Raw genomic sequence first — 14,371 nt, 5'->3', positions numbered from 1 at the left:
AGATTTTTTGGACTGAAAATGTCTTTTGACCCCAACATCATATGATACGGAGCTGATACATGAATTTGTCAATGAAAGAATAAGAAGGGGGAGGGGATGGATTGCTGCATATTTTGTTCATAATCTTGAAAATACTCGGAATCCTGCTTCTTGTCATTCTGGGACTGTTGTTTCTGTGCCTGATGGCGGTTTTATTTGTCCCGATTCGATACCGGGGGAACGGAAGCTACCACAGTATCAAGGATTTTTGTGTGCATCTGCATATCCATTGGCTGCTTCATGCGGTGTCGTTGCGGATTGCTTATGAAAATGGGCTTCGATATACGGTTAAGTTGTTTGGATTCCGGATTTTCGGGAGTGAGAGTGAAGAGAAAGATACGGAATCTAGGAGTGTGCGGGAAGGCACGCAGGCAGCGGATTCGGATGAGCTGGAATTTGTAAATGCGCAGGAGAAAACAGAGGATGATGATTTAGACACCGGTGAACTGATTTTGCGGGCGGAAGCAGCATCGGAGAAGACAGACGCCGCGATCGAGAAAGCGGAGGAAACTGCCAGGCTGCTGGAGGAGGCGGTGAAGAGACGGAGTGCGCAGAGGGAGGCGGAAATGTCTCAAGCTGTGAAGAATGCAGATGCATTTCCAGATGTGAAGGAGGCGGGAGTGTCAGAGGCAGAAGGAAAAACGCATCGGGCAAAGAATGAATTAAAATCAAATCCCAGCCAGGAAAAGCGTGAATCGTTCCTTCATAGAATCATTAGCTGGTTCAAACAAAAATGGAGCGCCCTGCGGCAATCCCTCTCAAAGCTGCTTACCCGAATCAACAACCTGGAGCACAAACGCCAATCCGTCCTTGCATTTATAGAAAATGAAGAAAATCAGAAGTCATTTCGCCTGATCAAACGCCAGCTCATGCGAGTTCTGCGGCATATATTTCCCAGAAAGCTGTCCGGGCAGGTTACGTTTGGCGTGGAGGATCCTTATTTGATGGGACAAATTTTGAGTGTGGCGGCTTTTTTGTATCCAGTTTACGGAAAGAAGATTGATTTGACTCCGGTCATGGATGCAAATGCGCTGGACGGGGAGCTTTCGTTCCGGGGCAGAGTCCAGATTGGCGTGCTGGCATTGATGGCGCTTCGGATCTGGATGGATAAGAATGTACGGACACAGGTTTATAAATATAGAAACCGAGGAGGAAGATAATATGGCAGACAATCAGTTTGCATCGACAATCGGTGCATTATTTCAGGGTATGGATGAGTTCGTCACGACGAAGACAGTCGTGGGAGAGCCGGTGACAGTTGGCGATGCGATTATACTTCCACTCGTGGATGTAACCTGCGGCATGGCGGCGGGCGCGTTTGGTCAGTCGGCGAAAGAGAAGAATGCGGGCGGCATGAGCGCCAAGATGACGCCGAGCGCGGTGCTGGTCATTCAGAATGGCATGACGAAAGTGGTCAATATCAAGCATCAGGATGCATTGACCAAGGTTCTCGACATGGCACCGGATCTCGTCAATAAATTTGTCGGCGGAAGCACCGGACCGATCGATGCGGAGACGATGCAGACAGCTGAGAAAATGGCGGGCGAGATGGAAGAGAAGAAATAAAGAAATTAAAATCAAAACGCTTCATAGAATGATCATAGCACACGATCGAATGTCAGATGTCTCTGGCAATGATCGCCTGCTATTTAACTTCTTTTGAAAACAGACATTTCAGAGAGGTATCATTCTATGAAGCGTTTATTTGGTTTAGTCCTTTTTTCAATGGGATTTGGCATGACCCTGGTGCTCATTTTCCCAAAGAATTTTCTATGGGTCAGCATCGCCATTTCTCTGATGATTGTCGGGTACAATATGTTTTGCCGATGAGATTCTATGCTTTTTCAAGTGGCAGAATCACTGTAAAGCAGCTACCCTCGTCCACCTGGCTGGATACCTCGATGGTACCGTGCATCAGGTCGATGATCCGTTTCGTGATGGAAAGTCCCAGCCCGTTGCCCTTTTCATTGGGATCCGAGTTCCTGCTGTAAAATTTTTCAAAGATCCGTTTCATCGTGGCGTCATCCATGCCGACGCCGGTATCGCGGATGGAGACACGCACCTTATCTCCTGTGATAACGAGTTTGGCAGAAAGCATACCGCCAGCCGGGGTGAATTTGATGGCATTTTGCAGGAGATTGATCCAGACCTGCTGCAGCATCTCACAGTTGCCGTAAAATTTGCACGCCGTCAAATCAATGTCGAGATTCAGATGCTTTTTCTCCCAGAGCGGTTCCAGCAGAAGAATCGCCTGCCGGATTTGTTCGTCGAGGCTGAACGTCGTGCGGCCGGTCACGATCTCCTGCTTTTCCAGGCGGGAAAGCAGAAGAATGTTGCCGGTCATCGTGGTGAGCTGGCGCGTGCTGTCGATGATGATGCGCGTGTATTCATTCCGGTCCGCCTCTGAGAGAGATGGATCCTGCAGCAATGTCGCATAGCCCTCGATGGCGGCGAGCGGTGTCTTGAACTCATGGGAAACCGTGGTCACAAAATCATTTCGCAGCGATTCGATGCTGTTTAACTCCTGCACCATACGGTTAAAATTGTAGGTTAGTTCACAGATCGCCTGCAAAGACTTCGAATCTGGCACATGAACAGAAAAGTCTCCGTCTGCTACCTGCTTAGCGGCAAGGCTTATGGAACCGATGGGGCAGAGAATTTTCGACCAGAGGAACAGCGACAGCGCGATACTGAATGCAAGGCTGCTCAAAAATGACATCAGACTCGGAAAATTCGGACCGAAAATCCGAAAAACTTCGTGTTTATCTGTTCCGCTTGTGAGCAGCGAGACAAAATATCCGGTCAGCATCGGCATCAACGAGGACACCAGGAAGAAAAAGACCAGGAGGGTCAGCCAGTAGAGTGGAATCTGGAAATATTTGGTAAAGTTTTTGCTGATCATACTTCTGTTTTCACCGCCTTATAGCCGAGACCCCGCACGGTCATGATGATAAAATCATCGCAGTTTTTAAACCGTTCGCGCAGCCGGTTGACATGCACATCGACCGTCCGTTCGTCGGTTGTCGAGTCAAGCCCCCAGATTTCGTCCATGAGCTGCTGCCTCGTGAAAATCTTATTTGGATAAGAAAGTAATTTATATAGAAGGTAAAATTCTTTCTGCGGCAGAAGTGTCTCCTGCCCGTTGGCCGTGACCGTCAGTGCATCGTAGTCGAGAATCGTATTTTGGCAGACAATCCGATGCTCCGTCGCGATCTTGGCGCGTTTGAGCAGGGCGCCAACCCGCAGAACCATCTCATTGACATCGATCGGCTTCACCATGTAGTCATCCGTGCCTGCCTGAAAGCCGCGCTGCTTGTCTTCGAAGCGCTCTTTGGCGGTGATAATCAGGATCGGCATCGTAAATCCACTCGTCCGCAGGTGATCAATCAGTTCATATCCGTCCATTCCGGACATCATAATATCCGAAATAATGAGATCTACATATTCAGAATCTAAAAGAGATAATGCTTTTTCGCCGCTTTCTGCCGGAAGCGCCAGATAACCATTGTTGGTGAGTACCGTGCAGAACAGGGAACGCAGTTTCGCATCATCTTCTACCACGAGAATGTGAAACATATCCGTAAATCCTCCCTATAATTCAATTAAAAAGATGTAATATCATAAATACTCATAGTATACCATAAGTACTAAATTCAGCTCTCACCTTCGGCTCGGCTTCATTAAGGACTTAGGTATGACTCGCACTAAGTTCGAAAAGACCTCACTAAGTGCTCATATTATACCACATAAGTTTAAACTGATTGTGAACGGTGCAACACATTTTTTTCACGGTTCGTTTACATTCAGTTTATATTTAGTTGAAACTCGTTTAAAAATGGGATGTTATACTAGGGACAATTAGGAAAAACCAGAAAGGAATATGCGAAATGAGTAAACTATCTTCTCTGATGGAAACGGTAAAGCAGAATAAAAAGAAAACAGCCATCATTGCGGTGGTGGTGCTGATCGTACTTGCGGCGCTTTTTATGCGTTTCAAGGGTGGCAGCAAAGGAGGTTCCGGCGGCGGTCCGGGCGGTCCAGGCGGTATGCAGGACACGCAGATGGACAATGTGGCGACGGTTGCGGCTGAGAATCCAAAGAGCGGAACGATTGAGCGGACAACCAGCACATCCGGTACTGTCGAGGCATCGGACGTTGTCTATGTCTATGCGAAGGCATCCGGCGATGTGACGGGTGTCAACGTCAGCGTCGGTGATATGGTGACAGCGGGTCAGCTTCTCTGTACGATCAATACCGAACAGGTTGAGACGGCGAAAAATGCGATGGACTCCGCCTCTGTTAACCTGACCGAGGCACAGAGCAATTTAAGCCGTATGCAGCTTCTTTATCAGGGAGGAGATATTTCTGATCAGGAATGGGAGCAGTATCAGAACCAGGCGAAGACGGCACAGTTAAATTATGAATCGGCAAAATTAAACTACGACCGTCAGGTGGAATACAGTTCCGTGACCGCACCGATCTCCGGCAAGATTGAGACGATGGATATTGATGTATATGATCATGTCAACCAGCAGACGCAGCTCTGCGTTATCTCCGGTGAGGGAGATAAACGGGTATCGTTCTACGTATCCGAGCGTGTTATGAGCAACTTAAATCAGGGCGACGCGATGACGATTGTAAAAGATGGAACGACTTATGATGGTGTGATTACCGATGTCAGCAGCATGGCGGACGAGAGCAACGGTCTGTTTAAGATAAAGGCAGAGCTGCCGGAGGCGAACAGCCTTTCAACGGGAAGTAATGTCAAGGTAACAGTAACTTCTGAGCATGCAGAGAATGTCATGACCGTGCCGGTAGATGCAATCTACTATGATAACGGCGTTGGAAATGTCTATGTTTACCAGGATGGAACGGTACATAAAGTGGAAGTCGAAGTGGGGCTTTATAATACGGAGCTGGCGGAAATCAAGTCCGGGCTGACGGCCGATGATCTCGTCATTAGTACATGGAGTTCCCAGCTTTATGAGGGTTCAACCGTTAACTTAAAGGGTGAAGAAACAGATGCGGCAGCAGCGGATGAAGCTGGAAACCAGAAAGCTGATGCCCTGGCAGGGTCTGAAAATGGACAGAAAGCGGGCGCTTCGGCAGATGGCGGAAACGATCAGCCTGCGGGTGATGCAGGTGCTCCGAAAGATGCAAAAAATGGACAGAAACAGTAGGACAGGAGGAATGTAAGACATGGGAGTAACGAAATATATCCTGAAACATCCGGTTACTACTGTCATGGCTCTGTTGTGTCTGGTTGTATTCGGTATTTCATCGGTCTTTTCGGCAAAGCTGGAGCAGATGCCGGATATGGAGACGCCAATGCTGATTATCATGGCAAATTATTCAGGCGCAGGACCGGAGGATATCAGCGAGCTGGTAACCGAACCGATCGAGGATGCGATCGGTACGCTGGAAGGTGTGGACACGGTTACCTCCGAATCGAGCGATGGACGTTCGATGATCATGCTTCAGTACGATTACGGCACCGATATGGATGAGGCGTATGACAACTTAAAGCAGAAACTGGACAATATCCAGCGGGAGCTGCCGGATGATGTGGAACCGAGCGTTATGTCGATGAACTCCAATCAAGGAGACAGTATGATGCTTTCGATTGCACATAAGACGCAGACAAACCTTTACGATTATGTGGATCAGAAGATAGTACCTGAATTAGAGCGAATTTCTTCAATTGCAAACATTGAGACGCGAGGCGGTTCTTCTAAGTACGTCAGCATTGAATTACAGTCTGAAAAAATGGATCAGTACAATCTGACCATGCAGGATGTTGCGAGTGCGATTAACGATGCGAACGTGGCATCCCCGTCGGGTGAGGCAGATGCCGGAAACCTGGAGCTTTCCGTTACTACCTCCTTAAAAACAGAACAGGTAAATGAGCTGCAGGATATTCCAATCAAGACGCCGGCAGGACAGATTATTTCTCTGTCGGATGTGGCAAATGTGTATGAGGCAACGAAAGACCGGGGCGGCATTTCCCGTTACAACGGTCAGGAGACGATCTCCGTTTCGATTCAGAAGCAGCAGGACAGCACAGATATGGAAGTGTCCTCGGCTGTAAAAGAGAAAATTGAAGAATTGATGGCAGATGATTCGGATCTGACGATCACGGTTGCAAATGATACATCTGACACGATTCTTGATTCCTTAAAAGACGTAGCAGAGACAATGGTTCTGGCGGTTATCATCTCCATGTTTATCATTTTCCTGTTCTTTGGCGATTATAAGGCGTCTCTGATCGTCGGAAGTTCCATTCCGACTTCGATTTTGATGTCCTTGATTGCGATCACGATGGCAGGATTTTCGTTGAACGTTATCACGATGAGTGCGCTGGTACTCGGCGTCGGCATGATGGTCGATAACTCGATCGTTGTACTGGAGAGCTGTTTCCGTGCAACGGCGGAGCAGGAAGACAAGGGGGCGCTTGGCTATTTTTCAGCAGCGCTTCACGGAACCGGCATTGTCATTAACTCGATCATCGGTTCGACGATTACGACCTGTGTCGTATTCCTGCCGCTGGCATTCTTAAACGGTATGACCGGACAGATGTTCAAGCCGCTGGGATTTACGATCGTGTTCTGTATGTCAGCGTCCCTGCTGTCTGCGATGACGGTGGTTCCGCTGTGTTATCTGTTCTATAAACCGAGCGAGGCGAAGCGCGCCCTGATGGGACGTCCGATTGAACGTTTACAGAAATGGTACCGCGGCATCATGGACCGTCTGTTAAACCACAAGGCGATGGTTATGGGATTTTCGGTTCTGGTACTTGTACTGACGGTAATTCTGGCGAGCGGAATGCAGACGGAGCTGATGACATCGGATGATACCGGTACAGTCAGTGTCAGCATAGAGACGCGTCCGGGGCTGAAACAGGAAAAGATCGAGGAGGCGCTGGCAGAAGCGGAGGCGATTGTTTCCGCGAGCGACCAGATTGATTCGTACATGCTGCGTTACGACGGAGACAGCGGCGAGATCAGTGCCTATCTGAAAGATGACCGTACCATGAAAACAGACGATGTAGCCGATCAGTGGCAGAAAGAGATGGATAACATTGCAAACTGTACGATCGACGTATCGGCATCGACTTCCATGAGCTTCATGGGAAGACAGCGCGGCTATGAAGTGATTCTTCACGGCACGCAGTATGATGAATTAAAAGAAGTTAGTGATAAGATTGTCAAGGAAATGACAGCAAGAACGGATGTCATCAACATCCATTCCAGTATTGAGAATAATGCACCGATCGTTACCCTGAAGATTGATCCGGTCATGGCAAAGGCGTATGGACTCACGGCTTCCAGTATCGGAACGACGATCAACCAGATGTTGAGCGGTATCGACGCGACGACACTTAAAATTGACGGCGAGGACATTACGGTAACGGTTGAGTATCCGGAGGGCGAGTACGAGACAGTTGATAACATAAAAGATATTATTTTGACGGGAACAAACGGACAGAAGGTGGCACTGACCGATGTGGCAAATGTCGTATTTGAGGACAGTCCGGCTTCGATTTCCAGAACCGACAGTGCATATGAGATCACAATCTCTGCTGATTACACCGGTGATAATGTACAGCAGCAAATCAACAGTGAGGTAATTACTCCGAACTTAAGCGGTACAATCAGCATTGGGCAGAACAGCCGTGACCGTATGATGAAGAGTGAGTTCAGCTCCCTGTACCGCGCGATTGCGATTGCAGTCTTCCTGGTATTCGTTGTCATGGCGGCACAGTTTGAGTCTGTGAAGTTTTCCATCATGGTTATGACGACCATCCCGTTCAGTTTGGTTGGTTCCTTCGGATTACTGAAGCTGACCGGCGTCAGCATCAGTATGACGTCCCTGCTTGGCTTCCTGATTCTGGTCGGAACTGTTGTAAATAACGGTATTCTCTACGTGGATACGGTCAACCAGTATCGCTCCACAATGGATCTGCGGACAGCGCTCATCGAGGCAGGTGCGACCCGTATCCGACCGATTCTGATGACAAGTATGACAACCATCCTCGCGATGATCCCGATGGCACTGGCAATCGGAAGCAGCGGTTCCACGACACAGGGCCTGGCGATCGTAGATATCGGCGGTCTGACCGCAGGTGTGATTGTCGCGCTCTTCATGGTTCCAGTATATTACGCACTGCTGAGCCGGAAAGCAAAGGAAGAGATACCGGACATAGATTAATTGGAAACAGAATAGGATAATTGTTAAAATCAGATATATCGGAATGGAGTGACATACATGAATCGAAATAAAAAAATATGTCTGAAGCATCGGATTGCGACCGGTGCAGCAGCCTGCTCACTGGGGCTTTTTCTGGCGGCAGGTGCGCCGGTCCAGGTATTGGCAGCCAGCCCGCAATTTGCATATTCTACAGAAAAATGGGCTTCGCTGCAGGATGATAAGCTCGAATTTGACGAGATTGCTGATCTAATCCATGAGTACAACAGCACAGTGGAGAAGAACCGGATCGAGTACAAGGATTATCAAGGCAAAGACAGCAATGAGATCGCGCAGGAATATTATGACGCGGCAGATGAGATCGAGAGCAGCATCGAGTACCCGGATTCAGATGATGCGAATTATGGTTCCGCTCTGGCAGCAGCACAGAGAAGCGAGGCTTCCGCGACCCAGATGCGCGAGCAGGGCGATAATAACGTCGATGATGCGAATGTTAAGGCGTGGGGGTATACGCAGACCGAGAAATCGTTGGTACAGCAGGCGCAGAACCTGATGATCCAGTACTGGAATGCCCAGGAAAACTTAAAGAGTGTGCAGAACCAGGTGTCCAAGGCAGAAAAAGACTATGAGACGGCAAACTTAAAGCTTTCATCCGGAAGCGCGACCCAGACGGATGTGCTGGATGCCAAGGAGACTCTTTTAAAGGCGCAGGCGTCCATCACGACGGCGGAGAGCAATATTGCATCGACGAAGGAATCCCTGTGCCAGATGCTTGGATGGAAATATGGCGCATCAGTAGAAATCTGTGCATTACCGGACCCGCAGGAACAGATGAGTGCATCGGTCAACCTCGAAGAGGACATTGCGAAAGCACAGGAAAATAATTATCAGTTAAAGATTCTGGTACGTCAGGTCAACAATGCGATGACAAGCACCCTTAAAGAGCAGTACCAGACAACTCTGACCAGCGGGAAGGAGGCAGTCAAGTCGAATGTCCAGTCGGCTTATCAGAATCTGAAGATGTCTGAGGCACAGTATGAACAGGCAAAACGCAGCCTTGAATTAGAAGAAAAGACGAAACAGACCAACGACCGCAAGCTGGCAGCCGGACTTATCAGCCAGAACGCATACCAGAGCGCAACCTATTCCTATGAATCGGCATCCGTGGCAAAAGAGACGGCAGCGATGTCGCTTCTCCAGGCGCAGCTCGCCTACCAGTGGGCGGTGGGCGGTCTGGCGTCCACGCAGTAGAAAGGGGTGGGCGGATGATGCGAAATCTGAAAGGAAAATGGATGAACGCGGAAGCTGGGACAGAGCAAAAGATGCGCAAGGGGCAAGAAAGAGACCGAAGCGGTGCAAGTGCTTTGGATGTGCATCTGGACGGTTATAATGTGAAACGAATCGGAAAAAGCAGATTGACTCGTTCGATCGGAATTGCCCTGGCGGCTTGTATTCTTGTATCGAGCCCGGCGCAGGCGGCGAAAACGCCTTTGATTTCCGGCACAGAAAGTGATTCAGACAGCGAGGCAGATGGTCCGGCGCTGGAAGATGGCACCATAACCGAAAACAGCGCAGACAACACGATCGCCAGCCAGTCCGGCTCCTATACGGAGGAACAGCTCGCGGATTCTGTGATAGAGTACGGGGAACTGGAGGCGCTGGTGCGGCGCGGCAATGGAACGGCTGTCAGCGCCGATTACAGTTATCAGGACAGCCTTGCCGTCCACCAGGAAGCCTACGATGCGATGATTTCCGGTGCCCGGGATATGAACTATAAAGCAGATGAGCTCGAAGATGCGGGCGGAGATGAGGCACTGATCGGCACCTATGAGCGAAATGCACAAACGCTGTCGATGGCAGCGAAGCAGTATAAAAAGTCGCTCACTTCCTTAAATTCGGCGTCAAGCCGTGCGTCCAGAAACCGGACGGTCTGGCAGGTCGTAAAGACCGCACAGATCCAGTGGGGCACCTGCCGGCAGCTTCAGGACGAGGTGGAGGCGGCTGCCAAGACGGCAGAGAACTATCAGGCGCAGGCAGATCGCAAAGAGCGGGAACTGGCAGCGGGGCTTTGCACGGAGACGGATCTGCTGCAGGCTCAGAAAAACCTGCTAAGCGCCCAGACAGCATTACAATCCACGACCGATCAGGCAAATAAGGCGCTGCGCCAGCTTGCCATTTTACTTGGAAAGAGCGGAACTTCTATTACGCTGGGGGAAATTCCAGCCGTATCGGCAACGGAACTGGCTTCTATGAATCTGGATGCGGACCGTGCGGCAGCTGTCGTTGCAAGTTCCAGTGTCAAATCAGCCAGACGATCCTCCGCAACCGGAGATGCGGCGCGCAAGCTGCGCCACCAGCAGATCGAGGAAGCCGAGAGCGCTGCAAGCGCCTCAGCGGATGAGCAGTACGCTGAGATAGCGGCATTAAGCCTAGAACGCGACGCGGCGCAGGCAGCCTACCAGTCTGCCGAAAAAACATACAGCGCCACCCAGATCAAGTATCAGTCCGGTGCGATCAATAAAGCAACGTATTTACAGGGCGAGGCGTCCTATCTGCAGAAAAAAGCAGAACTAGAGACTGCCGAGATTTCCCTGCGGACGGCATATGATGCGTATGAGTGGATGTTGAAAGGGGTTGCGTGAGGACCAAGTGATTGCGCTTCCTAAGATTATATGTTTTATATGGATATGTGGAATAGAATTTTATAAGATGGGTTTGAAAAAAACGGCACTGCCCGGATGGGGGTGTCGTTTTGTTACTGTTTTCGTACTTTCGGTGTGAGAACAAATTTGTATTTGCGTATTGTTCCGGTCAATGGTACAATCATAGGCGGAATTTTGAACCGGTAAACGATAGACTGAAAGGGTACGCCCGTTCACGGACCCATGGAAAAGGCCGGAAATGAAAACGGGAGGAACATATAGATGCAGCAGGAGAATATGAAGACATTGGAATCTCTGGAAGATTTTCGGCATTTTTCGGAAAAAGAGCTGGAAATACGGTTTGACCAGCTTAAGAAACAGATTGTACCAGCGGACAAGACAATCCGGGAGCAGGCAGAAAAGCATTGGGAGCATGTGGCAAAACCGCTTGGCAGTCTGGGAGTCCTGGAGGAAGATATTGTGCGGGCGGCGGCAGCGCAGGGGGAGGAAGTGCCAGACTTCTCCAAGCGTGCGCTTTTAATTTTTTGCGCAGATAATGGGGTAGTCGAAGAAGGAGTATCACAGACCGGGCAGGAGGTTACGGCGGCAGTTGTTTCGAATATGACACGCGGGAGGAGCTGTTCCTGCCTGATGGCAGTAAAGGCAGAGACAGATGTGTTTCCGATCGATATGGGAATTGCCTGTGAGGTAGAACATCGGGGAGAACTTTATCCCCTAACGGAACGGAAAATCCGCCGTGGAACTTCCAATTTTACAAAAGCAGCAGCGATGACGCGTCAGGAGGTGTTGACAGCCATTTTGACGGGAATCGATGCAGTGCGTGTGCTGAAGGAGCAGGGGTACCGCTTGTCTGCAGTGGGTGAAATGGGGATCGGCAATACGACGACCAGCAGTGCGGTCGCATCGGTTCTGCTGCAAAAGGATCCAGAACTTGTCACTGGAGCTGGGGCGGGTTTAGATTCGGCTGGATTGAAACGGAAAACGGAGGTAATCCGGCGTGGAATCGGACTGCATCACCCGGATCCCATGGATGGCATGGAGGTATTGCAAAAGGTAGGCGGATTCGATCTGGCGGCGATGGCAGGTGCTTTTTTGGGCGGTGCCATCTATCATGTTCCGGTTGTGATTGACGGGGTTATCGCGGCAGCTGCGGCGGCAGCTGCCGGAAGAATTGCACCGGCAGCGACGGACTATATGCTGGCAGCCCATGTATCGGCGGAACCGGCGTCTATCTGGCTGCTTGATTTGATAGGAGTAACTCCGGCTATCCAGGCGGGACTTCGACTCGGAGAAGGTACAGGGGCGCTGGCGCTGTTTCCACTGCTGGATATGGCGCTGTCCATTTACCGGGATATGGATACGTTTGCGGAGATGGAAATAGAGGAATATAAGCCGCTGGTGTGATGAGATATACGGATTAAAACATTTTTTGCGTATGTTTTTAAAGCATGGAAACTGCTGCAATTCGGTGAAAAAGAGGATAAATGAACGATGTTATATATAGTTACAGGCGGCAGTGGCAGCGGTAAGTCCGAATATGCCGAACAGACTGCCGTGCAGTGCCGGAACAGGACCGGCGGGACACTCTGGTATCTGGCGACGATGCGGATTTGGGATGATGAAGGCAGAAAACGAGTGGAGCGCCATCGGCGGATGCGCGCGGCAAAAGGGTTTGAGACGATTGAGCGGTATACGGGGTTAGAAACAGTAGAATTAGAGGAGAGATTCGAAGAGTCCAATTCGGCTGGTTTGGACGCTGAACAGGAAAACGATAGTTTGAAGCGCTGGGAGTCCTGCCGAGTGGCACAAAAACCAGTGCTTCTCCTTGAATGTATGTCCAACCTTGTCCTCAATGAATTTTATGCTCAGGAAAATGGTGCGCAAGAGCGGATTCTGCAAGGAATAAAACACTTGCAAAACCAGTGCCATGACCTTATCATTGTAACGAATGAGATCTTTTCGGACGGTGTGACGTATGATCTGGAATCGGAGCGGTACATAGAGCTTCTGGGACGGATCAACCGGGAACTGGGACAGATGGCGGATTCGGTGACGGAAGTGGTGTATGGAATTCCGCTTGCGGTGTCAACACCTGTTTTTGCAGCCGGTGAAAGGACAAAAGATGTAGGGTAGTCAGTGAGTGGAACAGAGCGGAATGCCTGCTAAAGTTATGGTTGCCAGAATAGAGTCAGGGGGATCGAAGATTGAATCTGATAGGAAGTTTTGTCATTGCATTTTCCATGTATTCACGCATTCCGATGCCGCGCATGGACTGGACGGAAGAGCGGATGCGCTATGCGCTTTGTTTTTTTCCGCTGATCGGGGCGGTGATCGGGGCGGTAGAGATAGCCACGTTTGCGCTCTGTGAAATTTTGGGTGCTGGAGTTCTGTTCCAGACCTGCCTGTTGACGGCAGTTCCACTATTGATTACCGGTGGAATCCATATGGACGGGTATCTCGATGTGACGGATGCGCGCCATTCCTACGGCGAGCGGGAAAAAAAGCTGGCGATTTTAAAAGATCCCCATACGGGGGCGTTTGCGATCATCGGTCTGGGGCTGTACCTGCTTCTCTATGCGGGGGCAGTTTCTGAGCTTGTGGGAGCAGATGTGTGGCTGCTGCCGGGGGCGCTTATGCTGGAACGCGCCTGCAGTGGCTATTCGGTGGTGGCATTTCCAAAGGCGAAAAAGGACGGGCTTGCCGCTGAATTTTCCAGAAGTGCCGAGACAAAGGGTGTTCGCGTGAGTATGGCAGTTTTAGCAGTGTTGGCGATCAGCTGGATGATTTACTGGGGACATCTGCGCGGCGCTCTGGCAGCCTTAACAGCCCTTGTGACTTTCGTTTGTTATTATCGTTTTTCCATGCGGGAATTTGGCGGCATCAACGGCGATCTGGCAGGGCATTTTCTGCAGAGCTGCGAGCGGAATGTGGTGCTGGTGCTGGCGGCGATGCGGCTGGCAGGTACGTGCCTGCGGTTTTTGAATTTTTAAGCGAGGAAAAGCAGAATGATTTTTATAATTGGCGGCAGGGAACAAGGAAAGACAGCGTATGCGATGAAATTGTGGGAAAAACGTACTTTGGAACGGAGGAAAGCAAAAGACTTATCCACCGTTCTGAATCGATCGAAAAATCCAGAAGCGTGTAGAGTTACGGCACGCATCGCGGATGGGAGATTAGAAACGGACGAACAGACGATCATGCAGGCGGATCTGATCACGCATTTTGAACTGTTTGTGAGGCGTGAGATGGAAGCCGGGCGCGATCCATACGTGTTTGCAGAACGCCTGATGCAGGAAAATCCGGATGCATTCGTGACGGCGGATGAAATCGGCTGCGGCATTGTGCCGATGGAAGCATTTGAGCGCGATTACCGGGAGACAGACGGGCGCATTTGCCAGCGGATCGCCGCATATTCGGAGGAAGTGCACCGGGTTATCTGCGGTCTGGGAATGCGGATCAAATAA

At 50.1% G+C, this 14,371-nt stretch carries 12 protein-coding genes; 10 read left to right on the top strand and 2 right to left on the bottom strand.

Going from position 1 to position 14,371, the window contains the following annotated elements; translation table 11 throughout:
• Window positions 1-101 precede the first annotated feature (101 nt).
• Both C7U56_RS02130 and C7U56_RS02125 read left to right on the top strand, forming a co-directional pair.
• Window positions 102-1,199: a hypothetical protein gene (locus C7U56_RS02130; RefSeq protein ID WP_106999952.1), complete on the top strand. Its 1,098-nt coding sequence runs from the start codon at window positions 102-104 to the stop codon at window positions 1,197-1,199.
• Window position 1,200: 1 nt separating this feature from the next.
• Complete coding sequence (locus C7U56_RS02125) at window positions 1,201-1,605, top strand: GerW family sporulation protein (RefSeq protein ID WP_022360264.1); 405 nt, start codon at window positions 1,201-1,203, stop codon at window positions 1,603-1,605.
• Between the two features lie 268 nt (window positions 1,606-1,873).
• Here the strand turns inward: C7U56_RS02125 and C7U56_RS02120 are convergent, their stop codons facing one another.
• A complete protein-coding gene (locus C7U56_RS02120; protein ID WP_106999951.1) occupies window positions 1,874-2,941 on the bottom strand; it encodes a HAMP domain-containing sensor histidine kinase in 1,068 nt (355 codons plus the stop codon).
• Window positions 2,938-3,615, bottom strand: coding sequence for a response regulator transcription factor (locus C7U56_RS02115; RefSeq protein WP_106999950.1), 678 nt, complete (start codon window positions 3,613-3,615; stop codon window positions 2,938-2,940). Before C7U56_RS02115 ends, C7U56_RS02120 begins: the two co-directional genes overlap by 4 nt.
• 311 nt (window positions 3,616-3,926) lie before the next feature.
• Between C7U56_RS02115 and C7U56_RS02110 the strand changes: the two genes are divergently transcribed.
• The 8 genes from C7U56_RS02110 (at window position 3,927) to C7U56_RS02075 (ending at window position 14,371) form a co-directional block, all read left to right on the top strand.
• Entirely contained in the window at window positions 3,927-5,219 is a 1,293-nt protein-coding gene (locus C7U56_RS02110) for an efflux RND transporter periplasmic adaptor subunit (RefSeq protein WP_106999949.1), read from the top strand.
• 19 nt (window positions 5,220-5,238) lie between these two features.
• Window positions 5,239-8,247, top strand: coding sequence for an efflux RND transporter permease subunit (locus tag C7U56_RS02105; RefSeq protein WP_106999948.1), 3,009 nt, complete (start codon window positions 5,239-5,241; stop codon window positions 8,245-8,247).
• A 57-nt stretch (window positions 8,248-8,304) separates the two neighbouring features.
• The gene (locus tag C7U56_RS02100) at window positions 8,305-9,495 is read left to right on the top strand and encodes a TolC family protein (protein WP_106999947.1); all 1,191 of its coding nucleotides are present in this window, start codon (window positions 8,305-8,307) and stop codon (window positions 9,493-9,495) included.
• 14 nt (window positions 9,496-9,509) lie between these two features.
• Window positions 9,510-10,886, top strand: coding sequence for a TolC family protein (locus tag C7U56_RS02095; RefSeq protein WP_106999946.1), 1,377 nt, complete (start codon window positions 9,510-9,512; stop codon window positions 10,884-10,886).
• 282 nt (window positions 10,887-11,168) lie between these two features.
• Window positions 11,169-12,311, top strand: coding sequence for a nicotinate-nucleotide--dimethylbenzimidazole phosphoribosyltransferase (gene cobT / locus C7U56_RS02090; RefSeq protein ID WP_106999945.1), 1,143 nt, complete (start codon window positions 11,169-11,171; stop codon window positions 12,309-12,311).
• 87 nt (window positions 12,312-12,398) lie between these two features.
• A complete protein-coding gene (locus C7U56_RS02085) occupies window positions 12,399-13,040 on the top strand; it encodes a bifunctional adenosylcobinamide kinase/adenosylcobinamide-phosphate guanylyltransferase (RefSeq protein ID WP_106999944.1) in 642 nt (213 codons plus the stop codon).
• Window positions 13,041-13,111: 71 nt separating this feature from the next.
• Entirely contained in the window at window positions 13,112-13,897 is a 786-nt protein-coding gene (locus tag C7U56_RS02080; RefSeq protein WP_106999943.1) for an adenosylcobinamide-GDP ribazoletransferase, read from the top strand.
• Between the two features lie 15 nt (window positions 13,898-13,912).
• Window positions 13,913-14,371: a bifunctional adenosylcobinamide kinase/adenosylcobinamide-phosphate guanylyltransferase gene (locus C7U56_RS02075; protein WP_106999942.1), complete on the top strand. Its 459-nt coding sequence runs from the start codon at window positions 13,913-13,915 to the stop codon at window positions 14,369-14,371.

This window comes from Clostridium fessum, from assembly GCF_003024715.1.
Taxonomy (GTDB): domain Bacteria; phylum Bacillota; class Clostridia; order Lachnospirales; family Lachnospiraceae; genus Otoolea; species Otoolea fessa.
Note: the sequence above shows the minus strand (reverse complement) of the source record. Positions and strands in the feature narration are given on the sequence as shown.